General features: G+C 41.3%; 23 protein-coding genes, 7 tRNA genes and 1 riboswitch. Of the genes, 18 read left to right on the top strand and 12 right to left on the bottom strand.

Annotation, left to right across the window (positions count from 1 at the left end; genetic code table 11):
- The first annotated feature begins 33 nt into the window (after positions 1-33).
- From ilvA to SULAR_RS05930, 6 genes are all read left to right on the top strand, one after another.
- Positions 34-1,245, top strand: a complete 1,212-nt coding sequence (gene ilvA / locus SULAR_RS05955; protein ID WP_008243985.1) for a threonine ammonia-lyase — start codon at positions 34-36, stop codon at positions 1,243-1,245.
- A complete protein-coding gene (locus tag SULAR_RS05950; RefSeq protein ID WP_008243983.1) occupies positions 1,245-2,153 on the top strand; it encodes a phosphatase in 909 nt (302 codons plus the stop codon). The genes ilvA and SULAR_RS05950 overlap by 1 nt, the downstream gene beginning before the upstream one ends.
- 52 nt (positions 2,154-2,205) lie before the next feature.
- Positions 2,206-3,900 (top strand): acetolactate synthase large subunit, encoded by a 1,695-nt coding sequence (locus tag SULAR_RS05945; protein ID WP_008243981.1) that lies wholly within the window; start codon positions 2,206-2,208, stop codon positions 3,898-3,900.
- Complete coding sequence (ilvN, locus tag SULAR_RS05940; protein ID WP_008243979.1) at positions 3,900-4,379, top strand: acetolactate synthase small subunit; 480 nt, start codon at positions 3,900-3,902, stop codon at positions 4,377-4,379. Before SULAR_RS05945 ends, ilvN begins: the two co-directional genes overlap by 1 nt.
- A 73-nt stretch (positions 4,380-4,452) precedes the next feature.
- Positions 4,453-5,412, top strand: a complete 960-nt coding sequence (gene lpxD / locus SULAR_RS05935) for a UDP-3-O-(3-hydroxymyristoyl)glucosamine N-acyltransferase (protein WP_008243977.1) — start codon at positions 4,453-4,455, stop codon at positions 5,410-5,412.
- Positions 5,413-5,462: 50 nt separating this feature from the next.
- Positions 5,463-5,693 (top strand): hypothetical protein, encoded by a 231-nt coding sequence (locus SULAR_RS05930; protein ID WP_008243976.1) that lies wholly within the window; start codon positions 5,463-5,465, stop codon positions 5,691-5,693.
- Positions 5,694-5,732: 39 nt separating this feature from the next.
- Here SULAR_RS05930 and SULAR_RS05925 read toward each other — a convergent pair whose 3' ends face one another.
- Positions 5,733-6,185 (bottom strand): PAS domain-containing protein, encoded by a 453-nt coding sequence (locus tag SULAR_RS05925; RefSeq protein ID WP_008243975.1) that lies wholly within the window; start codon positions 6,183-6,185, stop codon positions 5,733-5,735.
- A 77-nt stretch (positions 6,186-6,262) separates the two neighbouring features.
- A riboswitch (cyclic di-GMP riboswitch) is annotated at positions 6,263-6,338 on the bottom strand.
- Positions 6,339-6,461: 123 nt separating this feature from the next.
- Between SULAR_RS05925 and metH the strand changes: the two genes are divergently transcribed.
- Positions 6,462-9,968, top strand: a complete 3,507-nt coding sequence (metH, locus tag SULAR_RS05920) for a methionine synthase (protein WP_008243974.1) — start codon at positions 6,462-6,464, stop codon at positions 9,966-9,968.
- Positions 9,969-10,049: 81 nt separating this feature from the next.
- On the opposite strand, the gene SULAR_RS05915 is transcribed toward metH, so the two are convergent.
- A complete protein-coding gene (locus SULAR_RS05915) occupies positions 10,050-10,634 on the bottom strand; it encodes a cytochrome b/b6 domain-containing protein (RefSeq protein ID WP_008243973.1) in 585 nt (194 codons plus the stop codon).
- A 104-nt stretch (positions 10,635-10,738) separates the two neighbouring features.
- On the opposite strand from SULAR_RS05915, the gene SULAR_RS05910 reads away from it, so the two are divergent.
- Complete coding sequence (locus SULAR_RS05910) at positions 10,739-10,957, top strand: DUF1653 domain-containing protein (RefSeq protein WP_008243972.1); 219 nt, start codon at positions 10,739-10,741, stop codon at positions 10,955-10,957.
- Here the strand turns inward: SULAR_RS05910 and SULAR_RS05905 are convergent.
- The gene (locus SULAR_RS05905; RefSeq protein WP_008243971.1) at positions 10,954-11,136 is read right to left on the bottom strand and encodes a CPXCG motif-containing cysteine-rich protein; all 183 of its coding nucleotides are present in this window, start codon (positions 11,134-11,136) and stop codon (positions 10,954-10,956) included. The genes SULAR_RS05910 and SULAR_RS05905 overlap by 4 nt on opposite strands.
- Before the next feature lie 55 nt (positions 11,137-11,191).
- On the opposite strand from SULAR_RS05905, the gene SULAR_RS05900 reads away from it, so the two are divergent.
- On the top strand, positions 11,192-12,484 hold the full coding sequence (locus SULAR_RS05900) for a M20/M25/M40 family metallo-hydrolase (RefSeq protein ID WP_008243970.1): 1,293 nt from the start codon (positions 11,192-11,194) through the stop codon (positions 12,482-12,484).
- Positions 12,485-12,503: 19 nt separating this feature from the next.
- Here the strand turns inward: SULAR_RS05900 and nth are convergent, their stop codons facing one another.
- The gene (nth, locus tag SULAR_RS05895; protein WP_008243969.1) at positions 12,504-13,154 is read right to left on the bottom strand and encodes an endonuclease III; all 651 of its coding nucleotides are present in this window, start codon (positions 13,152-13,154) and stop codon (positions 12,504-12,506) included.
- Positions 13,155-13,269: 115 nt separating this feature from the next.
- Between nth and SULAR_RS05890 the strand changes: the two genes are divergently transcribed.
- The 6 genes from SULAR_RS05890 to hisD all read left to right on the top strand — a co-directional run bounded on the left by SULAR_RS05890 (position 13,270) and on the right by hisD (position 18,619).
- The gene (locus SULAR_RS05890; protein ID WP_008243968.1) at positions 13,270-14,115 is read left to right on the top strand and encodes a peptidylprolyl isomerase; all 846 of its coding nucleotides are present in this window, start codon (positions 13,270-13,272) and stop codon (positions 14,113-14,115) included.
- Positions 14,116-14,143: 28 nt separating this feature from the next.
- Entirely contained in the window at positions 14,144-14,749 is a 606-nt protein-coding gene (locus SULAR_RS05885; RefSeq protein WP_008243967.1) for a hypothetical protein, read from the top strand.
- 72 nt (positions 14,750-14,821) lie between these two features.
- Entirely contained in the window at positions 14,822-15,307 is a 486-nt protein-coding gene (locus SULAR_RS05880; protein WP_008243966.1) for a hypothetical protein, read from the top strand.
- Between the two features lie 22 nt (positions 15,308-15,329).
- Entirely contained in the window at positions 15,330-16,403 is a 1,074-nt protein-coding gene (fbaA, locus tag SULAR_RS05875) for a class II fructose-bisphosphate aldolase (protein WP_008243965.1), read from the top strand.
- A gap of 42 nt (positions 16,404-16,445) precedes the next feature.
- Positions 16,446-17,330, top strand: coding sequence for a 1-aminocyclopropane-1-carboxylate deaminase (locus tag SULAR_RS05870; protein WP_008243964.1), 885 nt, complete (start codon positions 16,446-16,448; stop codon positions 17,328-17,330).
- Positions 17,327-18,619 (top strand): histidinol dehydrogenase, encoded by a 1,293-nt coding sequence (gene hisD / locus SULAR_RS05865; RefSeq protein ID WP_008243962.1) that lies wholly within the window; start codon positions 17,327-17,329, stop codon positions 18,617-18,619. The genes SULAR_RS05870 and hisD overlap by 4 nt, the downstream gene beginning before the upstream one ends.
- A 272-nt stretch (positions 18,620-18,891) precedes the next feature.
- Here hisD and SULAR_RS05860 read toward each other — a convergent pair.
- The 8 genes from SULAR_RS05860 to SULAR_RS05825 form a co-directional block, all read right to left on the bottom strand.
- A tRNA-Asp gene (locus SULAR_RS05860) sits at positions 18,892-18,968 on the bottom strand.
- Positions 18,969-19,024: 56 nt separating this feature from the next.
- Positions 19,025-19,100 (bottom strand) — tRNA-Val (locus tag SULAR_RS05855).
- Positions 19,101-19,126: 26 nt separating this feature from the next.
- Positions 19,127-19,202: transfer RNA gene (locus SULAR_RS05850), tRNA-Glu, on the bottom strand.
- 31 nt (positions 19,203-19,233) lie between these two features.
- A tRNA-Val gene (locus tag SULAR_RS05845) sits at positions 19,234-19,309 on the bottom strand.
- A 15-nt stretch (positions 19,310-19,324) separates the two neighbouring features.
- A tRNA-Lys gene (locus tag SULAR_RS05840) sits at positions 19,325-19,400 on the bottom strand.
- An 11-nt stretch (positions 19,401-19,411) separates the two neighbouring features.
- Positions 19,412-19,488 (bottom strand) — tRNA-Asp (locus tag SULAR_RS05835).
- A gap of 18 nt (positions 19,489-19,506) precedes the next feature.
- Positions 19,507-19,582, bottom strand: a tRNA-Lys gene (locus tag SULAR_RS05830).
- An 89-nt stretch (positions 19,583-19,671) separates the two neighbouring features.
- On the bottom strand, positions 19,672-20,154 hold the full coding sequence (locus SULAR_RS05825) for a CinA family protein (protein WP_008243960.1): 483 nt from the start codon (positions 20,152-20,154) through the stop codon (positions 19,672-19,674).
- 81 nt (positions 20,155-20,235) lie between these two features.
- Between SULAR_RS05825 and ileS the strand changes: the two genes are divergently transcribed.
- The 3 genes from ileS to gatA are packed head-to-tail and all read left to right on the top strand — an operon-like array spanning position 20,236 to position 24,454.
- On the top strand, positions 20,236-22,989 hold the full coding sequence (ileS, locus tag SULAR_RS05820) for an isoleucine--tRNA ligase (protein ID WP_008243958.1): 2,754 nt from the start codon (positions 20,236-20,238) through the stop codon (positions 22,987-22,989).
- Complete coding sequence (locus tag SULAR_RS11425) at positions 22,989-23,114, top strand: hypothetical protein (protein ID WP_008243956.1); 126 nt, start codon at positions 22,989-22,991, stop codon at positions 23,112-23,114. The genes ileS and SULAR_RS11425 overlap by 1 nt, the downstream gene beginning before the upstream one ends.
- Entirely contained in the window at positions 23,111-24,454 is a 1,344-nt protein-coding gene (gene gatA, locus SULAR_RS05815) for an Asp-tRNA(Asn)/Glu-tRNA(Gln) amidotransferase subunit GatA (protein WP_008243954.1), read from the top strand. The genes SULAR_RS11425 and gatA overlap by 4 nt, the downstream gene beginning before the upstream one ends.
- Positions 24,455-24,458 lie beyond the last annotated feature (4 nt).

The following is a 24,458-nucleotide window of genomic DNA, read 5'->3' as shown; positions in this document are numbered from 1 at the left end:
ATACTTCGGACAATATAATAGCTAGGAAAGATAATGTTAGACTTAAAAAGTATCCAAAAAGCCTATGAAAGAGTATCGGATGTTGTACACCGTACACCCTTTTCGTATGCCCCTATTTTAAGCCAAATGAGTGGCTATGAAGTGTACCTTAAAAAAGAGAATCTTCAACGTACCGGTGCATTTAAACTCAGAGGAGCATTTAATAAAATTGCTTCTTTGATAGAAGCAGGTGACAGAGGTGGCGTTGTTGCTTCATCTGCGGGTAACCATGCACAGGGTGTGGCTTTTTCAGCAAAACACTTTGGTATCGAAGCAACCATTGTCATGCCAGAATCCACACCGCTTACGAAAGTGATGGGCGTGAAAGAGTTTGGTGCCAATGTGATACTTCATGGCTCTAACTATGATGAAGCCTATGCCTATGCCGTCAAATTCGGGGAAGAGAACAACTATACATTTGTACACCCTTTTGAAGATGATGAAGTCATGTCAGGTCAAGGTACAGTTGCACTTGAGATAATTGAAGAGATGAAAGATCTTGATGCTATGGTTATATGCGTAGGTGGAGGGGGACTGATCTCAGGTATGTCTGTAGCAAGTAAGGCACTGAATCCTAAGTGCAAGATCATCGGTATCTCTTCAGCAGGAGCACCTGCGATGAAACAGTCTTATGATGCAAAGACACCTATAGATACGACTTCGGTAAGGACGATCGCTGATGGTATCGCCGTAAGAGATACGTCACCGATCACTTTAGAGTATATTCTAAAAAATGTAGATGTGTTTGAGACAGTGGGTGAAGATGAGATCGCTGCTGCCATACTTTTTTTGTTAGAAAAACAAAAAGTGTTGGTAGAGGGGGCAGGTGCCGTAGGTGTTGCTGCCCTTTTACATGGAAAGATAGACTTGCCTAAAGGTTCAAAAGTGGCTGTGGTACTGAGTGGAGGAAACATTGATGTGACAATGCTTTCTCTGATCATCGAAAAAGGATTGATGAAGTCTGCACGTAAGATGAAACTGCTTGTTACACTTGTAGATAAACCGGGGGCGTTACAGGCATTAACCGAGATACTCACAAAAGTAGGAGCGAACATTGTACAGATAGGGTATGATAGAACCTCTATAGATCTGGAATTCGGTGATGCAAATGTCTCTGTCTCCTTGGAAACCAAAGGTGTGGAGCATCAGGAACAGATAAGAGAGCAACTCAAAGAGGGTGGGTTTGCTTTTAAAGAAGAGCATTAATGATAGCGATAGATCTAGGTTCAAATACTTTACGTGTATTGGAGTATGAATGTAGCACGGGCAGACAGATAGCTGAATTTGAAAAGATCGTGAAGACGGCAGATGGTCTAGCGCAGTATGGGTTGATCAATGACGAGGCTGTAAAAAGGGTCATCTCAGGCATACAGGAAGCACAAGAACAGATCGATTTCTCTTCTTCTGTAGTAAGGGCTGTGACAACAGAAGCTGTACGTAGAGCAGAAAATTCAGAGGAAGTCCTCTTTCAGATCCAAAAAGAGACAGGGGTGCATTTTGATATCATTTCGGGTGAAGAAGAAGCAAGACTCACTTTACTTGCAGTAAAGCATAGACTCTCTGTATTACAAGATACTTCAGAGAGTTTTGTACTGATTGATATAGGTGGAGGTTCTACCGAACTTATCTTCCATTATGGAGATGAAACGATCTCTAAAAGTTTTCCTTTAGGGATTGTAACTATTGCACAAACCCATGAAACATTGGAAAACATAGACAAAGTCCTTCCTGAAGAGATGGCTGAGATGCAACGATTTTGTAACCATCTTTATGAGAAAAAAGGTAAAGTCAATACTTTCGTAGCCACAGCCGGTACACCCACTACCGTAGCTGCGATGAAACTCGGACAAAACTATGAAACCTATGATGCATCAAAGATCAACGGTATCTCTCTTGAGATAGATGAGTTAGACTTTTACTTGAAAAAATTACTCTCTATGCCATTTGAAAAGAGAGAGATCGCTGTAGGTACCGGACGTTCTGATCTGATTGCTGCAGGTATACTTATCTATAAACAACTCTTTACATTATTGGGGTTTGGAAGTTGCATTGTGATAGATGATGGTCTGCGCGAGGGTGTGGCCATAGAAGCTTGCGGGCACGAGACCCATTAAACTCTAATCTTTTTTAGATATAATCAAAAAAAATTTAAATGGAGTGTAGACCATGCAAATGAGTGGTGCACAAATGGTGTGTGAAGCGATCATCGCTGAGGGTGTTAAGACCGTATTTGGTTATCCCGGCGGAGCGATCATGCACGTTTATGATGAAATTTACAAACAAGAAGGGTTTGAGCATATCTTGAACCGTCACGAACAGGCAGCGGTTCACGCAGCAGATGGTTATGCAAGAGCTACAGGTGAAGTAGGTGTTGCAATGGTGACAAGCGGGCCAGGATTTACAAACGCTGTCACTGGGCTTGCAACAGCCTATATGGATTCAATTCCTATGGTTGTTATCTCTGGACAGGTGCCTTTATCGCTGATCGGTACAGACGGGTTTCAAGAGATAGATGCTGTAGGTATATCCAGACCATGTACAAAACATAACTTTCTGGTACGTTCGTTGGAAGAACTTCCGCGTTTACTGAAAGAAGCATTTTATATCGCGCGTTCTGGACGACCAGGACCGGTACTTATCGACATTCCTAAAGATATTACCGTAGATATCGGTGAGTTCGTGTATCCTGATTCTGTCAATATTCCTACGTATAAGCCAACATACAAAGGAAACAAAAAGCAGATAGAAAAAGCGGTTGAAGCGATGAAAAAAGCAAAGAAGCCTTTGCTTTATATCGGGGGTGGAGCTGTACTTTCAAATGCAAGTGACCTTGTACGTGAATTGGCTGAAAAAACACAGATCCCTACCGTTGAAACATTGATGGCAAGAGGTGTAATGGGTGCAAAGAATCCATTGCTTCTTGGTATGTTGGGGATGCATGGGAACTATGCATCCAATATGGCAATGTCAGAAACAGACCTGGTAATCTCTCTTGGTGCCAGATTTGATGACAGGGTTACAGGTAAACTTTCTGAGTTTGCCAAATATGCAGACATTATCCATGTAGACATTGATGCAGCGAATATTGGTAAACTTGTGGATGTTGACTATCCTATAGTAGGTGATGTAACAGAAGTACTTGAAGCGATGTTACCGCTTCTTGATGGTATAGATACGGACAGATTCCAGGCATGGAGAGAGATACTCAAACGCTATGATGAGCTTCACCCTCAATCTTATGTTGATTCTGATGATGTCATTAAACCGCAATGGGCCATAGAACGTATCGGTGAACTGGTAGGTGAAAATGCCATCATTACTTCAGATGTTGGACAGCACCAAATGTGGGCAGCACAGCATTACCCGTTTGACAGACCGCGCCAGTGGATCAATTCCGGTGGATTGGGAACTATGGGCTTTGGTTTCCCTGCAGCATTGGGTGCGAAAAGAGCCTTCCCGGATAAAACAGTGATCAATGTCACAGGTGACGGTTCAATTTTGATGAATATGCAAGAACTTGTAACAGCGGCTGAGTATAAAATACCGGTCATCAACCTGATACTCAATAACCATTTCTTAGGGATGGTTAGACAGTGGCAGACGTTCTTCTATGAGAAACGCTACTCTGAGACAGACCTGACATTCCAGCCAAACTGGAAAGCCTTGGCCGAGGCATGTGGCGGGATCGGGTATGATGTTACCACGAAAGAAGAGTTTGACGCAGCGATCAAAGACGCTATAGCACAGGACAAAGTATGTTTCATGAATGTTGCCGTGAACCGTTTTGAAAATGTACTTCCTATGGTACCAGCTGGAGGAGCACTGTTTAATATGATGTTACCGCAAAAAGGAGAGAAATAATGGAAAATGCTATGAATGAAAGACGTGTTATTTCCGTTATCGTATTGAATGAGAGTTCTGTACTTGCACGTGTGACATCACTTTTTGCAGCGCGTGGCTATAACATCGCATCACTCACTGTGGCACCAATACCCGATAGTGAAATGTCACATATTACGATCGAAACGAATGGTTCTCCTAAAGTGATGGAACAGATCACGAAACAACTGCATAAACTCATACCCGTCTATAAGGTTATAGAGCATGAAGAGATGGTTGAAAAAGAGATGGTATTGGTGAAGTTCCCTATTACCGAACACTTAAGTGATATCGGAGCATTGTGTGCAGCCTATAATGGTGGCATCGCCAATGTGGGTAAAGAAATGATCATTGCCATGGTTGCAGACGAACCTGTACGTATTCAGCATTTTATAGAGGCAGCTCAACGCTACAATCCTTATGAGATAGTACGCGGCGGTGTGGTTGCCATAGAAAGATAAAAATTATTCTACCTCTATCACTCTCCTTGCTTACAGGAGAGTGACATCTACTTTAAGTTAAAAGGACCACTTTATGACTTACACACTCTCTCAAATAACAGAACATATCGGTGTAGATTTTCATGGTGAGGATATCACTATCGAAGGGATACATACCTTAAGTGAAGCTACTTCCACACAACTCAGTTTTTTTTCGGACAGTAAATATGCTTCACAATTGGCAGATACCAAGGCTGCTGCTGTATTGATCGATGAAAAGCATGCTGGATTGCTGCCTTCCGGAACGATCGCACTGGTCACAGATGAAGCGTATCTTAAACTGGCACTTGCCTCTAAATTTTTTGCACATAAACTTGAGAGTGGTTCATCAGAACCTACAGTAGGGAAGGGATGTGATATAGATAAGAGCGTCTCTTTTGGTAAAAATGTGACACTTGGAGATAACGTGACTATCTTACCCGGTTGTTATCTTGGAGATAATGTGACTGTTGGTTCCGGAACATTATTGCATCCCAATGTAACCCTCTATCATCATACAAAAATTGGTTCTGAGTGTATCATTCATAGTGGTACGGTCATTGGTTGTGATGGGTACGGTTTTGCACATACAAAGCTTGGTGAACATGTGAAGATCTATCAGAATGGTAATGTGGTTGTAGAAGATGATGTAGAGATCGGTGCAAACTGTGCCATAGACAGAGCTGTGTTTGGTACCACCTATATACGTAAAGGCACCAAACTGGATAATCTGATACAGATCGCACATAACTGTGATGTGGGTGAACACACCCTTTGTGCTGCCCAAGTGGGTCTTGCAGGTTCTACGACTTTAGGCAGAAATGTAGTCATGGGTGGACAAAGTGCCACTGCGGGACATTTGGAAGTGGGTGCCTTCGCAATCATCGCAGGAAAAGGTGGTGTGACCAAGTCCCTTGAAGGGGGTAAAACCTATGCTGGTTTCCCTGCGATTGATCATAAAATGTGGTTACGTCTGCAGGCCAAAATGATGGGTTTGCTCAAAGGTAAAAAATAGTTAAGTCATTGTAATATAATCATTGATATTAAAAATTTAAAGGAGAAGATATGAGTGGCACAGTGACAAAAATAGATGAAATGGGTTTGAGTGGTACAAAAGATGGGAAGATCACGATTACGACAGTAGCAGAACCTTATGGCCCAAAGAGTGAAAGTGTAGCAAGTATCGGTATTTCACTGCAGGCAGGTGCTGAAGAGCCGGATTGGAAAGTGCATATTCCTAAAGCAAATATCGATGCAGTGATCGCGGCATTGCAAGAGGCAAAAAAGGCTTTATAGCCTTTGATATACTTTTTGGTTAATGGGTTGCCCCATTAACTACACTTCATCATTCTTCATGACCTTGTATTTGTCAAAAGCTCTTTGCATAAGGTCTTTATCTGGGATCTTTCTTCCTGCGATATATCCGATGAGATTGCCATCATCATCCAATTTAGGTTTGATCCATACAACCACATTGTAATATTTACCTTCGCTTGTCATATTTTTGACAAAACCTTCCCAGTAGTTTCCACCTTTGATTGTTTCCCATAACTCTTTGAACGCTGCTTTTGGCATATCCGGATGTCTGTTTATGCTGTGTGGTGCTCCAATGAGTTCTTCTTTCGTATACCCGGTAAGTTCACGAAATTTACGATTGGCATAAGTGATGATACCTGCCGGATCTGTCTCCGTGATCATTACACCACCATCAAATGGTACTTCTACATCTATAGGATCTGGTTTTGTGATCTCTTGACCGGTAATAATATTTTTAACTGTTTTTCCCATTTTTTCTCCATGGACAATAGATATGTTGTATTAAAGGTTTATAGGACACAATGAAGTACAAATGCAGATCAAATACATTTGGCAGTTTGGCGATCTGCATTGAGACCCATAACTTTCTGCCCTCACTTCACAATGAGTTTAGCCTTATATTATGATACATTATATAGTATCTATCTATAGCTTATATGGACATAATACACTACCTTACGACCAAGATTTAATCATATTTTCTTCATACTTTGCTACAATTACAGAATTATGATAAAGGGGCGTTTTTTGTCTATTACAGAAACAATCAAATCACTTTTACAAGAGCGTATACTCGTCATCGATGGTGCAATGGGTACACAGATACAAGACCTTAAAGTTCCGGCTGACGCATGGTTGGATGACAAAGGTATTTCTCAAGAGGGGTGTAATGAGTTATTGAATGATACAGCACCGGAACTTATAGGACGTATACATAAGCGTTATGCTATGGCGGGTGCCGATCTATTAAAGACAAATACATTTGGTACTATGCCATGGGTACTTGATGAATATGATATGGGTGAACGGGCCTATGAACTTTCTAAAAAAGGTGCGCAGCTCGTCAAAGAGGTATGTAATGAGTACGGTACTGAGGAGTCACCGAAGTTTGTCTTAGGTTCTATAGGACCTGGAACAAAGCTTCCTTCTCTAGGGCATATTCATTATGATGAGATGTATGAGGGGTATAAACTTGTTGCGCTTGGACTTATTGATGGGGGATGTGATGTTTTCCTTTTGGAAACCTGTCAGGATCCTCTACAGATCAAAGCAGCACTTCATGCCTGTCAGGATGCAAATGATGAGAGAGAAGTTCAGCTTCCTATCATGGTTTCTGTCACGATCGAACTCAGTGGAACCATGCTCATAGGTACCAATGCCGAGACGATAGTTACCATCCTTGAACCGTTTGATATATTATCGCTTGGATTTAACTGTGGTACTGGACCGGATCAGGTAAAAAAACATCTCAAGACACTCTCTGAACTCTGGCATGGACCTATCTCAATCCATGCGAATGCCGGACTGCCTCAAAACCGTGGAGGATACACCTACTATCCAATGGGACCAGATGAATTTACTGAAAAGCAATTGGAATTTACAGGGTATGATGGAGTAAGCTTTTTAGGTGGATGTTGTGGTACTACGCCTCAGCATATTCAGGCGCTTAAAAAAGAAGCGGAAGTGATAATTCCTAAAAAACCAACAGGGAGTATCAAACCAAGTGTGGCATCTCTATTTAACACGGTAGAACTTTTCCAAGAACCGGCTCCTTTACTGATAGGAGAGCGTTCCAATGCGACGGGGTCAAAAGCATTTAGAGAGCTCATTCTGGCCAGTGACTATGAAGGTACACTTACTGTTGGTCAGGCACAGGTACGTGATGGAGCGCATATGCTTGATGTCAATGTGGAGTTTGCAGGGCGTGACGGTGCTAAGGATATGAGAGCGGTTATGGAGCTCTATAACCAGAAGATACCACTTCCTCTGATGCCAGATGCTACACGACCCAATACCATAGAAGAGGGACTGAAGTGTATCGGTGGAAAGCCGATCATTAACTCAACGAACCTTGAAGATGGCGAAGAAAACTTTGCAACCTATTGTAAATTGGCTAAGAAGTATGGGGCTGTGCTTGTCTGTCTTGTGATCGATGAAGAGGGGATGGCAAGAACCAAAGAGAAGAAAGTAGCAGTGGCTAAACGCATGTACGAACTTGCCGTGAACACACATGGGCTGGAACCGCAGAATATCATGTTCGATATGCTGGCCTTTACTGTGGGTACGGGTGAAGAAGAAGACAGGTTTGCGGGGAAGAATGCCTATGAAGCCATCAAAGAGATACATGAGATCTATCCTGAGGTAGGTTCTACTCTTGGACTCTCAAATATTTCATTCGGACTGGAAAAACATGCGAGATTCTACCTGAACTCGGTCTTCTTACATCACTGTGTACAAGCAGGTATGACATCCGTGATCATCAATGTGAAGCATATCATTCCACTTGCAAAAATGACAGCAGAGGATATTGCTATTTGTGAAGAATTACTCTTTACACCAGATGAGAAATCATTGTTTAAATTCATCGATCATTTTGCAGATGCAGTGGTAGAAGATGAAGGTGCAGATGAAGCCTATGAGGCTATGAGTCATGAAGAGAAGATCAAAAAACTTCTTATGGATGGTGACAAAGAACGTATGCTGCCACTTGTAGAAGAGGCTCGCCATGAGATACACCCGGATGTGATAGTGAACGAAATTCTTATTGACGCGATGAAAGTGGTGGGTGAACTCTTTGGTTCAGGACAGATGCAACTTCCTTTTGTTCTACAAAGTGCTGAGACGATGAAAACAACGGTAGATTACCTCAATCCTTATTTGACCAAACAGGAAAAAGAGACAGATACCACACTGGTGATCGGTACAGTCAAAGGTGATGTCCATGATGTGGGTAAAAACCTTGTAGACATTATCCTTTCGAATAATGGTTTTAAAGTGGTCAATGTAGGGATCAAAACTGAACTTCAAGAGTACCTTGATGTGATAGAAAAACAACCCATACAGGCTATAGGGATGAGCGGTCTCCTGGTGAAATCCACAGCAGTGATGAAAGAGAATCTTGAAACGATGGCCGAGATGGGTATGGAGATACCTGTACTCTTGGGTGGTGCAGCACTGACACGCTCTTTTGTGGATGATTTCTGTAGACCTATCTATAAAGGCCCTATATTCTACTGTCGTGATGCATTTGACGGTGTGATCGCTATGAGCCGTATAGAGAAGTTCAATGAAGACCCAAGTGTAGGACTGGATACACGTCTGGCTGGAGATATGGTAGAACGTGTAGAGAAAGAAGTAAAAGAGGTGGTGATACCACCATTTGAAGAGATAGAGATGCCTGAGAAAGTGGAGATACCTACACCGCCATTCTGGGGAAGAAGAGTACTACAAAAAGAAGACTTGGATCTCTCCATGATCTACGAGTGGATCAATACACGTTCTGTCTTTAAGATGCACTGGGGCTATAAGAGTAAAGGTATGGATAAAGAGGCGTATCAAAAGCTCATTGATGAGACGGTCTATCCTGCTTTTGAACGCTTGAAAAAAGAGTTTATCGAAAAAGATCTTTTTGAACCAACGATCATCTATGGATATTATCCTTGTAGGAGCGATGATCAGGAATTGTTCTTGTTTGATGAGAGTGAAGGGTGGAATGTCGATGCCAATGCCAACCGTGAACCTTTAAACAAGGTTATCGGCAGGGCAGTCACGAAATTCTCTTTTCCTAGACAAGGCAGAAAACCTCACCGGGCACTTTCTGACTTTTTCAGACATGACAGACACGATGTCATTGCACTTACCTGTGTCAGTGCAGGTGCGAAATTCAGTGCCTATGAAAAAGAGCTTTACGATGCAGGTAAATACCTGGAGTACAATATGGTACATGGGCTCTCCGTTGAACTGGCTGAGGCATTGGCTGAAGTCGTACATAAACAGATACGTTTGGATCTGAATATCACTGCGAACGATGAAGGCAATACGTTACGTGATGTGCGTATGAACCGTTATCAGGGGGCGAGATATTCGTTCGGATACCCGGCATGTCCAGACCTTGAACAGAGTAGAGAGTTGTTTGATATGTTAAAACCCGAGGAGTTTGGTATCGAACTCTCTGAGACATTCCAGATCGTACCAGAGCAGAGTACTACGGCACTGGTGGTACACCATAAAAGTGCGACCTATTATTCTTTATAAGTTTTGAGGACTTTATCTGATTCCCATAATCTATATGGGAATCAGTGTCATATGTTCATATGACACTGATGTTTTTCCAGATCAAGCTTTACTTCCTCCATGGATCATATCTGAAATGATCCCTTGTTCATCTCTGCTTTCAGCAACAATAACCCCGATGATATGCAATGGCACAAAGATCAATACGGCATTATAAACAAGTTCATGTATCTCTTTGATATCATGGGCTGTATCTTTTGTAAGAGAAAGTGCTTCATAAAAGTGAATGGTCAATCCTGTAATGGCCATAAAAAGCAGGACAGCATAGAAAACGATATAACTCATAGTGACCATTTTTTTATGGAAGGTCTTTTCTTTGAAGTTTTGATAGTTGCTTTTGCCACTTTGGGTAAAAAAGAGCAAGAGTCTCCACAGGAGTAAAACTGCAAATGCATACCCTAAGAGGATGTGCCACTCCCACATAGGTGCACGGATAGCTGTGGCAAGTGTTTTCGCTTGATCAGCTGTGACTTCAATATTGATCTCTGAAAGTTTTTGAGTAAGCAGCTCAGAGTTCGATCTCCAACTTAAAAAGGTTTTACGTAAAAATACTGTTCCAAGCAGGCCTAAAATAACCGTTGCATGTACCCAGTGCCACACTCTAAAATCTAAACGCCACTGTTTCATTGTCTATCCTTTTACATAAAATCTATAATGATTAGTATATTATAGTATCTTTAATGGAAAATGGTATAGACTAAAGTAAATAGTTGAAGAGAAGGATGTTTAGAATGAAATTGGAAAAGGGAGTGTATAGACACTATAAAGGAAACCTTTATGAGGTGTTTATGACAGCACAACACTCAGAGACTGAGGAGTGGATGGTGGTCTATAAGGCTTTATATGGGGATCAAGGAATGTGGGTGCGTCCGTATGAAATGTTTGTAGAAAAAGTTGAGGTAAATGGTCTCTTCATCCCCCGCTTTGAAAAGCTGGAGGGTGAAGGTTAGATCCCTTCCATTCTTCTGGCCTCAAAGCTCACTAACACTTCCCCCAAAAACCTGAAATGAAGTTCTATAGGACGACAGCAGACTTCACAGTCTTCAATATACTCACTCTCTTCCTCCGAACTGTCCAGTATCATGGAGATGCGTTCCCAGCAATAGGGACAGGTAAAAAAATGTTCCATGCAGACTCCCTGTTTTTTTATATGATTTTACTATAATTTGGAAAAAAGAGTCTATATGTCATCCATTATCGAGCACTTTCAAACCCTCACACAGATCCCGCACTGCAGTAAAATAGCAGATAGGTTATTGGAATTTTTAGTAGCGTTTGCTGAAGAAAGAGGATATGAAGTTGAAGTTGATGATGTTAAAAACATTTACCTCTCAAAAGGCAGACCGACACTCTGTCTTCAGGCACATTATGACATGGTCTGTATGGGCAAGGCTCCTGTTCTAGAAACCTATATAGAGGATGGCTGGATGAAAGCCAAAGGGGCTTCACTGGGTGCAGATAATGGTATGGCCATAGCGATGATGATGCAGCTTATGGATGAAGGCCAAGAGTTGGAGTTTCTGTTGACTGCAGATGAAGAGGTGGGGCTCATAGGAGCAAATGAAGTTGCCTTTGATCTGAAGAGCCCATACATGCTAAACCTGGACAGTGAAGATGAAGCAGAAGTTTATATAGGGTGTGCAGGCGGTGTGGATATTACAGCCTCAAAACAAGACAACTATGTGGATGGAAGCGGGTACTGTTATGAAGTGGCGGTCAAAGGACTGGTCGGTGGACACTCAGGTGTAGATATCGATAAAGGTATTCCTTCGGCAATCAAAGTACTGGGCGAGTATTTACATGAGCATCAGGTCACACAGTTGGCAAGTATCTATGCTGGGGAACGCCGAAATTCTATTCCAGCCAATGCAGTGGCCATTGTACGTAGTGCATCGAAGTTGGAGAACATAGCGTTGGTCAAGGTACGTGAACTAACTGAGAGACCGAAAGTGTTGAGTGAGGGTGAAAAAACTATAGAGATGATACATCGATTCAAGCACGGCGTACATGCACAGAATGAGGAGCTGGGCATTCCTGACGTCAGTATCAACCTGGCGATTATCACTGCTGATGAGAAAGGGGGACTTCTTGTGGAAACCAGTGCACGTGCCATGGATGCGGTGAAGCTGGAAGATATTTCACAAGAAACATTGGCGTTCTTTAACACTTACGGTTTCCACGTAAAACTTGAAGATAAATACCCTGCGTGGAAACCGGATATCAGTGATTTTACCAATCTTGTAAGCCAAGAAGTGCAATCCGTGTTCGGTAAAACAAAGATGATGGCGATACATGCAGGACTTGAATGCGGCGTTATCGCAGAGAAATACCCTGACATGAAGTTTGCCTCCATCGGGCCAACGATCCGTTACCCTCATTCTACCAGAGAGATGGTGGATCTAGAATCTGTAGAGCGTACGTTTAAGGTAGTGAAACAGATCATAAGATCAGTGAGTGAAGAACAGAAAAGGGATTGAATAATGACTAAGAGAATTCTTACACTTTAAAGGTTTGTTTTGTTTTGCAATGGGCCTCCATAAAGCATCCTTCACACTCAGGTTTGACCGCTTTACATCTGTAGCGTCCAAAGAGTACCATGGCCTGATGGAGCAGGTGTAGGTCAGTTTTAAACTTCTTACTTAACTCTTCTTCACACTTTACAGCGGTTTTGGCATCAGAGAGTCCTAAACGGTGTGCAACCCTGAACACATGGGTATCTACAGCCATGAGATTGGCTCCTGTGTACTCTATCATGACGACATTGGCTGTTTTTTGACCTACACCTGCAAGTTTGACCAGTTCATCACGTTCGAGTGGTACTTCATTCCCATAGTTTTCGACGACGCTCTGTGCCATTTTGATAAGGTTTTTGGCTTTGTTGTTGAAAAATGAACAGGTATTGATGTATGATTTGACTTCATCCAGATCAGCATTGGCAAGAGAGACTGGGTCAGGATAGGCTTCAAAAAGAGCAGGGGTGATGATATTGACACGTTTATCTGTACACTGCGCAGAGAGCATGACTGCAATGAGCAGTTCATAAAGATTACGATACTCTAATTCAGTGACAGAATCAGGATAGTGTTCAAGAAAGATACTTTTTATCTCTTCTATCTCTTTTTTGGTTGCTTTTTTGACTTTTGCCATACTGATTTGCCTTCTTCTAATAAAATAGTAATTAGAATAGTAACACATTAATAAATGATTTACCCAAGAGGGTTATACTTCTTGGGTAAATTTAAGTCATTAAGGATAATTCAATATGTTAAAACTAGCAAAAACTTCACTTCTTGCTGTCGCTGTCATGGCAACATCAGTAGTGGCGTCAGATATACTTGTAACAGTCAATGGTAAAAATATCACTAAGCAGGATGCACAAGCATTTGTAGCTGCCTCTGCACCTCAGGCAAATTTCATGGAACTTCCACCAGCTGAGAAAAAAATGGTTACAGAGAGACTAGTAGAAAAGGTCCTTTTTACAGAACTTGCAGCACAAGAGGGTATAGATAAAAAACCTGAATTTAAAAGAAACATGGAAAAGATAAGAGATGAACTTATGGTAAACATGTGGATGAAAGAACAGTTGGATAATGCCATTGTCAGTGAGAGTGAAGCAAAAGCATTTTATGATAAAAATACCGACAAATTTATGGAAAAAGCTTCGATGCATGCAAGACATATCTTACTTGAAAATGAAAAAGATGCACAAGATATTATTGATACATTAAAGTCACTGAAAGGTGAAGCACTCAAAGCCAAGTTTATCGAGTTGGCTAAAGCGAAATCTACAGGACCTTCTGCACCTAATGGTGGAGATCTTGGTACATTTAACCAAGGTCAGATGGTTCCAGAGTTTTCAAAAGCAGTGTGGGCACTTGATAAAGGTCAAATAACGACAAAACCTGTTAAAACACAGTTTGGTTATCACGTGATCTACCTTGAAACAAAAACGGAAGCAAAACCCGCCTCTTATGAGAAAGTTAAAAATAATATCATTACTTTACTAAAGCAACAGCAGTTTACTGTTAAAATTAAAGAAGTTGCAAAAGAACTTAAAAGTAAAGCCAAAATTGTTGATATGACAGAAGAGGTAAATGCAACTAAGTAATTTTAGCCATTAAAATAGGGAAAAGAGTATGACAAAAATTTTTATGGGGGTAGGAGTATCGTTTAGTTTAATGATGACTTCAGTCTCTGCAGATGATTTAAAAAACAGTTTAACAGATATGTTAAAGACGAAAGAGACATCAGGTATGGTGGATCTGGGTAATATAAACCTGGATGCAAAGCCAAAACAGCCAAAAACACGATCTTCTAAAGCAGTGATCGCTACGGTCAATGGGCATAAGATCATCAAAAAAGAAGCAGACAGTTATCTTGATCAGCGTACACAGGGTAAGGTAACCAACTTTGACCATTTGCCACCGGAACAACGTTCAAGACTCATTCAGGAACTGGCGCTTCCTATGATGGTACTGGATGCTGCACAAAAAGAGCTGTCTGAAGAAGAGAAACAGGCAGTCTATACACGTGCATGGATGCAAAAAGAAGCACGCAAGATCAATGTCACGGATGAACAGGCTTTGACAGTGTATAATCAGTTAAAACAACAAGCCGAAGAGAATAATACTACCCAAAATATCCCACCATTTGAAAGCATTAAGGATAAACTTAAAATCCAAATTATTGAGAAGACCTTGGTCGATAAACTTATCAAAGATGCAAAGATAGAAGTATTGTAAGAACGTTTATTAATGAGTAATTGGTAAATATTAGGTAGAATACACACAACATTATACAAAAGGAAATAGAGAATGAAAAAAACTCTTGTACTATTAGGTCTTACGCTGGCATTTACAACACATCATGCAGTAGCTGCAACGGCTGCGGGTACAGTGAATGGTATAACCATTACTGTTGAAGAAGTAAACAGTGCACTTAATACACTTACCAAAGGTCAGAAGACTTGGGAAAAACTTACAGCCGCTGAGAAAAAACAACTGATTGAAATGATGGCACCGGCTAAACTGGTAGCGGCAGAATCAAAAAAATCTTTAAACGATAAAGAAAAAGAAGCGGCACTTGCAGGTTTCTGGATGCAGAAAAAAATGGCAACAACCGAAGTGACTGACAAAGAAGCAGAAGATGCATATAATAAGATGAAAAAAGCAGCCGAAGAAGCAAAAAGTACCCAAACAATACCGCCATTTGATGCAGTGAAAAATAACATCAAGATGCAACTTGCACAAGAAAAAGTTGTGACTCAGCTCATGAAAAATGCAAACATTAAAATAAAATAATTGCATAAAAAGGAAATTGTAAATGTCTACAAAAGTTCTAGATGTAGTGCCAGCGGGTGTAGTGACAGGGGATGACCTTCAAACATTATTTAAAATTGCAAAAGAGAACGGGTTTGCCTTACCTGCGGTGAATGTGGTGAGTACCCCTTCAGTGAATGCTGTACTCGAAGCTGCTAAAAAAGTTAATTCTCCTGTCATCATCCAGTTTTCAAATGGCGGTGGTGCATACTATGCAGGCAAAGGATTGCCTTCAGACGAAGCAGCGATATTAGGGTGTATCTCAGGTGCCCAGCATGTACATACGGTAGCCAAAGCCTATGGTATACCTGTTGTGCTTCACACGGACCATGCAGCAAGACCACTTCTGCCTTGGATAGATGCATTGTTGGATGCAAGTGAAGCACATTACAAAGTACATGGTATCCCTCTTTTTTCTTCTCATATGTTAGATCTTTCAGAAGAGCCTATAGAAGAGAATATCGCTACATGTAAAGCCTATTTGGAGCGTATGTCAAAGATAGGTATGACACTTGAGATAGAGCTTGGTGTCACAGGTGGAGAAGAAGATGGGGTTGATAATACCCATATCGATAATGCATTGCTCTATACACAGCCTGAAGAGGTAGCGTATGCGTATGAAGAGCTCTCAAAGATCTCTGATAAGTTCACGATCGCTGCTTCATTTGGAAATGTGCATGGGGTGTATAAACCGGGGAATGTTTCACTTACACCAAAGATCCTTGACAATTCTCAAACGTATATCGAAGAGAAGTACAATACCGCTAAAAAACCTGTCAATTTTGTCTTCCATGGTGGTTCAGGTTCTGAACTCTCGGACATCAGAGAAGCGATAGGTTATGGTGTGGTTAAAATGAACATCGATACAGATACTCAGTGGTCATTCTGGGATGGTGTACGTAACTATGTTGCTAAATATCATGATTACTTGCAAGGACAAATCGGTAACCCGGAAGGTGAAGATAAGCCAAACAAAAAGTATTATGATCCAAGAAAATGGTTACGTGCTGCTGAAGAGTCGACAGTTGTAAGACTTGAGAGAGCATTTGATGACCTTAACTGTTTAAATAGAAACTAACATAATGTTCATTATCCCGGGGATCTACCCGGGAATTTAGAAATGAAAACCTTACATTTTCCCTCTCCGATCCAATCAATCACTTTTGATAATCATCATTTTTATCTGAAACGGGATGATATGATAGACGCTGATTTTTCCGGCAATAAAGCACGAAAATTTTACTATTTTCTTCAAAATGATTTTCCTAATGTAACTAAACTTGTTTCTTATGGCTCTGCACAGTCCAATGCCATGTATTCACTCTCTGTATTGGCAAAGATGAAAGGATGGGAGTTTGAGTATGCAGTAGACCATATTGCTGACTATTTGAAAGAGCACCCTCATGGGAATTACAAGGCTGCACTGGAGAATGGCATGAGTATCATCAGAAAAGAGAATATTTCTTCCAACTATCCTGAGAGTGTTCTTTTTATAGAAGAGGGTGGACGGCAAAAAGAGGCAGAATTTGGACTACAGGCATTGGCTGAAGAGATCATATCATGGCAAGAAGAGAATGATGTGACACCATTAAATATATTTTTGCCTTCCGGTACCGGTACAACAGCACTTTTTTTACAAAAATATCTTCCTTCACACAAAGTATATACAACCGCATGTGTTGGAGATGAGCATTATCTCAAAGAACAGTTTTTAGCGTTGGAAAAGGATGAAAATCTTCATCCTGAGATATTGATTTTGGAGAAAAAGCACCATTTTGCTAAACTTTATAAAGAAAACTATAAAATTTGGCTAAAATTACAGCAACAAACGGGAGTGGAGTTCGACCTCCTTTATGACCCCTTGGGATGGAGAGTTTTACTTGCACATCCTGAGGTCTTTTCTCTCCCTACACTCTACATCCATCAAGGTGGTGTGTTAGGCAATGAGAGTATGCTCCCGAGATATGAACGAAAATATAAAGATATAGATAAGGATATATTGTGAAAATATTTTACAGTAGTGACGATACATTTGATGCAAATTTTGATGAATTACTTCAGCGTGGTAAAATGGACATTGAGGGTGTGACAAGCATCGTAGCCGGGTTACTGAAAGAGATACAGACCCAAGGAAATAGTGCAGTAAAAAGTCAGATAGCGAAGTTTGACAGATGGGAACCGGCAAATGATGAGGCACTTTTGGTTTCTACAGAAGAGATGGCAAAAGCCTATGATGCGATTGATCCTGACCTTCGTGATGCATTGCACCTTGCGTATGACCGTATAGAAAGCTATCATCAGAAACTGATGCCAAAAACATGGATGGACAAAGAGGCCAATGGAACAATTCTGGGGCAAAAGGTCACTGCTGTAGATAGAGCAGGACTTTACATTCCTGGTGGAAAAGCGGCTTATCCAAGTTCACTATTGATGAATGTGATCCCCGCACAAGTTGCAGGTGTGAATGAGATAGTGGTATGTACGCCTACACCGGATGATGAGATCAATGAACTGTTACTGGCAGCTTGTCACCTTTGTAAAGTGACTAAAGTCTTTAAAGTAGGTGGTGCTTCTGCGATCGGTGCAATGGCGTATGGAACTGAGACCATTCCCAAAGTGGATGTCATTACCGGTCCTGGAAATATTTTCGTGGCTACAGCAAAAAAACTGGTTTACGGTGAAGTGAACATAGATATGATCGCAGGACCATCTGAGATAGGGATACTTGCAGATGAGAGTGCAAGAGAAGACTATATTGCTATTGATCTTCTTTCACAGGCAGAACATGATGAAATGGCAAGTTCTATCCTCATTACTACTGATGGAGAACTTGCGAATAGGGTCAGTGATAAAGTAGAAGAGTTCCTTGAGACCCTTTCACGTGAAGAGATAGCCAGAAAGTCTATCGAGGAGAGAGGTGCAATCATTGTGACCCAAGATATGGATGAAGCGATCGAACTGATGAATGAGATCGCACCTGAGCACTTGGAAGTGATCACGAATGATCCAATGAGTTTACTGGATAAGATTAAACATGCAGGTGCTATCTTCCTGGGTGAAAATACACCAGAACCTATAGGTGACTATGTGGCAGGACCAAACCACACACTACCTACAGGTGGAACAGCGAAATTCTATTCTCCTTTAAGTGTAGAGCACTTCTTGAAGAAATCTTCTATTATCTCCATGAGTAAAGAAGGGATGCAGGAGATCGGTGATGCGTGTGCTATGATCGCAAATACAGAAGGGTTAACGGCGCATGAAGAGTCTGTGCGTATCAGACTTAGGGATTAATCTTCTTTTTTTCGTTGCTATGATCTCCATAGTAACGAATGCTTCACTTCTAAAACATACTTTCTTTACTATTCAAGTTTCTTTTTATTCCTTTTTTTCTTTGTTGATGCAACAAAAGAATAAAACGAATCCAAAAAAAGAAAATGCAAAGAACTGTCGTACATCACAAATTTCCATTTGTTTTTGAACTTTTAAACACGTAAATATTGTAAATGAATATTTTTTTAGTTTTTGAATAAAGAGATAAAAATTTAAGTGATTTTTTGAGAAAATGGCGCGGCGGACGAGACTCGAACTCGCGACCCCCTGCGTGACAGGCAGGTATTCTAACCAACTGAACTACCGCCGCACCTAAACCAAATAGATGGCTGAAAAGAATTGTACATAAACTTACTTAAATGTACATGGTGGTCGCTACAAGACTCGAACTTGTGACATCTACCTTGTAAGGGTAGCGCTCTACCAACTGAGCTAAGCGACCAGTATTTAATGTTTATTTGGACAGATTGGCGACCCCTAAAGGATTTGAACCTCTGTTTTTACGTTGAAAACGTAATATCCTTGGCCACTAGATGAAAGGGTCATCAAGAACCATAAACATAAATTGTCAAAAATGGTGGTCGCTACAAGACTCGAACTTGTGACATCTACCTTGTAAGGGTAGCGCTCTACCAACTGAGCTAAGCGACCAAACATCGTATATTGTGGTGACCCTTCATGGATTCGAACCATGGGCCCACTCCTTAAAAGGGAGTTGCTCTACCAACTGAGCTAAAAGGTCATAAGATATTATGGCGCGGCGGACGAGACTCGAACTCGCGACCCCCTGCGTGACAGGCAGGTATTCTAACCAACTGAACTACCGCCGCACCTATAAAAAATAATGGTGGTGACCCTTCATGGATTCGAACCATGGGCCCACTCCTTAAAAGGGAGTTGCTCTACCAACTGAGCTAAAAGGTCACACGTTTTTTTGCACTCATTTTTTGAATAAGTGGACGGAATTATAGCTCAGAAACCTTTGATTGTCAAGAGAATTATGGGAAATGTTTTTAAATTTCCAATACTTCAGCCAATTTCTCGATAGCAAACAGGGTAGATTGTTCTTGAACTTCTTCTCTTGTGCCATCAAAGTTACAATGAAACACCTCTTTGGAAAAAGGTGTTTGTACCCCGATATATACGGTTCCTACAGGTTTGAACTCTGTACCGCCTGTAGGGCCTGCTATACCGGAAACAGCTATAGCATAGTCAGAACCTGCCATTTTTTGTATACCATCTAGCATTTGTGAGACACAAGGTTCACTTACGGCACCATGGTTTTCGAGTACTTCTTGAGTGACACCGAGCCATTGATGCTTGATATCGTTCGAGTAGGTGACACATGAGCCATGGAGAACCTCAGAAGCTCCCGAGATTGCAGTGAATGCTGCAGCGATCCGACCACCAGTACAACTCTCAGCAAAAGAGATGGTTTGTCCCTCTTTGGTCAATTTTTGAATAATTTTTTCTGTAAGTTCTTTTATATTTTTCATAAGATAATTGTATCAAAAGTAGCTTCTAATACTCTTTTAGGTACAATCACGGGATAATATAAGACTAAGGTATTATCAAACATGGATTTTAAAGACACACTCCTCCTCCCAAAAACCGATTTTCCAATGCGTGGGAATCTTCCAAACAATGAACCTAAAAAGTACAATGCATGGTTTGATGCCGAGATTTATGAACAGATGAAAACAAAACGCGCGGGCGCTGAAATGTTTACACTTCATGATGGACCTCCCTATGCCAACGGTGACATTCACATTGGACATGCACTGAACAAAATACTTAAAGACATCATTTTAAAATATAACTATTTCCAGGGTAAAGCGGTACGTATGACTCCGGGCTGGGATTGTCACGGTCTGCCTATCGAGCAGAAAGTTGAAGAGAAACTGGGTAAGAGCAAGAAAGAAGCGATGCCTACAGAAAAATTCAGAGAGCTTTGCCGTGCGCATGCAGCGAAGTTTGTAGATATACAAAGAGACGGGTTTAAAGCTCTGGGTGTTATAGCAGACTGGAATAACCCTTATGTAACGATGGACTTTAAGTTCGAAGCAAATATCTATAGAACACTTTGTGAAGTAGCCAAGAGAGGGTTGTTGGTTGAACGCCACAAACCTATCTTCTGGTCATGGGCAGCTCAAACAGCTTTGGCAGATGCAGAGGTAGAGTATGAAAATAAAGAAGACTACTCTATCTACGTACACTTTGAACTTAGTGATGCTGCTAAAGAGAAGATGGGAATTGAGGGTAAAGCAGGTCTTGTAATCTGGACAACAACCCCTTGGACGCTTCCTTCAAATACAGGTATCGCGATCAATCCTGAAGAGATGTATGTATTGACTGATGATGGGCACATCGTGGCAGAAGCTAGATATGATACTATGATCGAAGAGGGTGTGGTAAGCGGACATGCAAGTAGAAAGCTAACGGCTAAAGAGATGGAAGGAGTCTTAGCGATCAATCCACTCAATGGACGTAGTTCAAAAGTCGTACTGGGTGATCATGTAACAATGGATGGTGGTACAGGGTGTGTCCATACGGCTCCGGGACATGGTGAAGATGACTATAGAGTAGGACTTAAGTATGGCCTTGATGTTGTGATGCCTGTAGATGAAAGAGGGTGTTATGATGAATCTGTGGTAGGTCTTCATCTTCTTCCAAACCCTCAAGAGTTTGTGGGAATGCATATCTTTAAAGCGAATGAGCCGATCTTGGAACTGCTTGGTGAGAACTTACTAAAACAAAGTAAGTTTGTTCACTCTTATCCACACTGTTGGAGAACCAAAAAACCTTTGATCTATAGAGCAACGAACCAATGGTTCATCTCTGTAGACGATACGGCAAAAGGTGAAGATACATCTCTTCGTCAAACAGCACTTGATGCGATCGAAGATGTAGCTTTCTTCCCTGCTTCAGCTAAGAACAGACTCAAGCCAATGATCGAAGGACGTCCTGACTGGTGTATCTCCCGTCAAAGAAGCTGGGGTGTACCGATCGCATTCTTTAGAAGTAAAAGTACTAAAGAAGTGATCTTGGATGAAGATGTACTTGAACATATCGCATCATTCTTTGATGAAAAAGGTGCAGATGCATGGTATGAGATGAGTATTGCTGAGCTATTGCCTAAAGGAAGTAAATATAACCCTGATGACCTAGAGAAGATCAATGATATTCTTGATGTTTGGTTTGATAGCGGTTCAACATGGAATTCAGTGATCAAGAGCGGTAACTATGATGCAGGAGAATATCCAACATCACTCTATATCGAAGGAAGTGACCAGCATAGAGGTTGGTTCCAAAGTTCACTGCTTCTAAGTGCTGCGATCGAAGGTAAATCCCCATATAAAACACTCATCACTCACGGGTTTACTGTGGATGAGAAGGGTGAAAAGATGAGTAAGTCCAAAGGTAACGTCGTTGCTCCGGACAAAGTCGTCAAAGAGTATGGTTCAGAAATTCTCAGACTCTGGGTAGCACTTTCTGATTATCAGTCAGACTTGAAGATCTCTGACAATATTTTGAAACAGACAGCTGAACAGTATAGAAAGATAAGAAATACGTTCAGGTTTCTACTTGCAAATGTGGATGATCTTGAAACCTATGTGAGTACTGATGACTATGGTGAATTGGACAGATGGATACTCACTAAGGCAGCAGAGGTATTTGCATCGGTCAAAAGTTCATTTGATGCCTATGATTTTCTTAGAGGATTTGCAACATTGAACCACTTCATTACCAATGAACTTTCAGGTATCTATATGGATATCACCAAAGACAGACTCTATTGTGAAGATAAAAATGATCCTGTTAGAAGAGCTACACAGTCTGCTATGGCACACATTGCCAAAGCGATGTTGGGACTCGTGGCTCCGGTATTGACCTATACAGCAGATGAGATCCTGGAGTATGCACCGGCACTTTTCAAAGATGGGATGGAGAATGTATTTGATCTAGTCTATGTTGCAGTGCCAACAGTTGAGGCAAGTTTTGATGATACCATACTTATCACGGCACGTGAAAAATTCTCTGAAGCGGTAGACAAACTCAAAAAAGAGAAATTGATGAAATCTACGCTTGAAGTGGAGATCTCAGGAGATATAAGTGCATTTGCCATCAATGATAGTAAAGACCTTGAAGACTGGTTTGTTGTATCGGCGATGAAATCAAGCAGTGAGGGTGAAGAGGTCGCTTCGTTTGAAGTTGAGGGCAAAACGTTCACAGTACATAAGGCAACTGCTTCAAAATGTCCGAGATGTTGGAGATTTACAAGCAGCAGCGATGAGTGTGCCTGTGAGAGATGTACCAAGGTTGTTGCCTAATGTTCGATATGACTCAACCGATACAAATGGAAGTGATCGTTGGTTCGATCGTTTTTATCTTTGGATTGGTGGGGATAGGTTTGGCAGTAGTAGAATATTATAAGAGAAAAGGAAGCAATTCGTGATAACACTTAAAGAAGCGCTAACAAAATCTAATGAAGAATTAGAAGAGATAAGAGTACAACTTGAAGTTAAAGCCAAAGAGAGTGGACTCAATGCTTATGTAGGATTTGAAAGTTCAGGTGAGGGGGTACCGATCCTTATCAAAGATAACATTCAAGTCAAAGGGTGGAGTGTGACTTCTGGTTCTAAAATTCTTCAAGGATATATCGCTCCTTATGAGGCGACAGCTATCACTAACCTGAAATCAAAAGGGATGATGGCATTCGGTAGAGCCAATATGGATGAGTTCGCTATGGGTTCAACCACAGAGAGCTCTTTTTATGGCCCTACGAAGAACCCGCATGGAAAAGACCGTGTACCTGGAGGGTCTTCAGGCGGGTCAGCTGCAGCTGTTGCCGGAGGCATTGCTATTGCTGCACTCGGATCAGATACTGGTGGATCTATCAGACAACCGGCAGCCTACTGTGGTGTAGTGGGGATGAAGCCTACTTATGGAAGAGTCAGCCGTTTTGGTCTTGCAGCCTATGCTTCTTCTCTTGATCAGATAGGCCCTATCACCCAGAATGTTGAAGATGCAGCAATATTGTATGATGCGATCAAAGGGCATGATCCAAAAGATTCAACTTCAGCAGATTTTGAGATAGAAGATATCGCCAATAACATAGACTCTGATGTTAAACTCACGATTGCAGTGATCGATAACTATATCTCTGAAGCAGATGAAGATACACAAAAAGCCTATGCTCAGACAGTCAAGGCACTTGAAGAAGCAGGTCATACGATCGTACATAAAAATATGCAAAACACCAAGTATGACATCGCGACCTATTATATTCTGGCTACGGCAGAAGCGGCAACCAACCTTGCACGTTTTGACGGGGTACGTTATGGAACAAGGGCTGAATCAAACACCACCGAAGAACTTTTCTATCATACACGATCCGAAGGCTTTGGAGAAGAGGTAAAAAGACGTATCCTGCTTGGTAATTTTGTCCTTTCATCAGGATATTATGATGCTTATTATGTCAAAGCACAAAAGGTAAGACACCTTATCAGAGATGAGTTCAACGCTATTTTTGAAGAGGCTGATCTGATACTTTCACCGGTTGCCCCATCGGTTGCACCGAAGATAGGATCGTCTGAAGACCCGCTTGAAATGTATAAAAGTGATATGTATACCATCGCTATCAATCTTGCAGGACTGCCTGCCATTTCACTGCCAGTTGCTAAAAATGATGAGGGAATGCCTATAGGGTTACAACTCATTGCCAAAGCATTTAACGAAAAAACACTTTTTGACGGTGCCGCAAGCATGGAAAAAGCTGTAAACTATATTAAATAAACGA

Origin of the sequence: Sulfurovum sp. AR, from assembly GCF_000296775.1 — a bacterium.
GTDB classification, from domain to species: Bacteria; Campylobacterota; Campylobacteria; order Campylobacterales; family Sulfurovaceae; genus Sulfurovum; species Sulfurovum xiamenensis.
This window is presented reverse-complemented; position numbering and strand designations above follow the sequence as displayed.

Bases quoted from the DNA above. Each gene is read 5' to 3' on its own strand.
- SULAR_RS05870 (WP_008243964.1), top strand. From the start codon at position 16,446: ATGAAAACCTTACATTTTCCCTCTCCGATCCAATCAATCACTTTTGAT.
- nth (WP_008243969.1), bottom strand. From the start codon at position 13,154: ATGGCAAAAGTCAAAAAAGCAACCAAAAAAGAGATAGAAGAGATAAAA.
- SULAR_RS05945 (WP_008243981.1), top strand. From the start codon at position 2,206: ATGCAAATGAGTGGTGCACAAATGGTGTGTGAAGCGATCATCGCTGAG.
- SULAR_RS05930 (WP_008243976.1), top strand. From the start codon at position 5,463: ATGAGTGGCACAGTGACAAAAATAGATGAAATGGGTTTGAGTGGTACA.
- lpxD (WP_008243977.1), top strand. From the start codon at position 4,453: ATGACTTACACACTCTCTCAAATAACAGAACATATCGGTGTAGATTTT.
- fbaA (WP_008243965.1), top strand. From the start codon at position 15,330: ATGTCTACAAAAGTTCTAGATGTAGTGCCAGCGGGTGTAGTGACAGGG.
- SULAR_RS11425 (WP_008243956.1), top strand. From the start codon at position 22,989: ATGTTCGATATGACTCAACCGATACAAATGGAAGTGATCGTTGGTTCG.
- ileS (WP_008243958.1), top strand. From the start codon at position 20,236: ATGGATTTTAAAGACACACTCCTCCTCCCAAAAACCGATTTTCCAATG.
- SULAR_RS05905 (WP_008243971.1), bottom strand. From the start codon at position 11,136: ATGGAACATTTTTTTACCTGTCCCTATTGCTGGGAACGCATCTCCATG.
- SULAR_RS05885 (WP_008243967.1), top strand. From the start codon at position 14,144: ATGACAAAAATTTTTATGGGGGTAGGAGTATCGTTTAGTTTAATGATG.
- SULAR_RS05890 (WP_008243968.1), top strand. From the start codon at position 13,270: ATGTTAAAACTAGCAAAAACTTCACTTCTTGCTGTCGCTGTCATGGCA.
- SULAR_RS05925 (WP_008243975.1), bottom strand. From the start codon at position 6,185: ATGGGAAAAACAGTTAAAAATATTATTACCGGTCAAGAGATCACAAAA.
- ilvA (WP_008243985.1), top strand. From the start codon at position 34: ATGTTAGACTTAAAAAGTATCCAAAAAGCCTATGAAAGAGTATCGGAT.
- SULAR_RS05915 (WP_008243973.1), bottom strand. From the start codon at position 10,634: ATGAAACAGTGGCGTTTAGATTTTAGAGTGTGGCACTGGGTACATGCA.
- SULAR_RS05910 (WP_008243972.1), top strand. From the start codon at position 10,739: ATGAAATTGGAAAAGGGAGTGTATAGACACTATAAAGGAAACCTTTAT.
- SULAR_RS05825 (WP_008243960.1), bottom strand. From the start codon at position 20,154: ATGAAAAATATAAAAGAACTTACAGAAAAAATTATTCAAAAATTGACC.
- SULAR_RS05880 (WP_008243966.1), top strand. From the start codon at position 14,822: ATGAAAAAAACTCTTGTACTATTAGGTCTTACGCTGGCATTTACAACA.
- SULAR_RS05950 (WP_008243983.1), top strand. From the start codon at position 1,245: ATGATAGCGATAGATCTAGGTTCAAATACTTTACGTGTATTGGAGTAT.
- ilvN (WP_008243979.1), top strand. From the start codon at position 3,900: ATGGAAAATGCTATGAATGAAAGACGTGTTATTTCCGTTATCGTATTG.
- SULAR_RS05900 (WP_008243970.1), top strand. From the start codon at position 11,192: ATGTCATCCATTATCGAGCACTTTCAAACCCTCACACAGATCCCGCAC.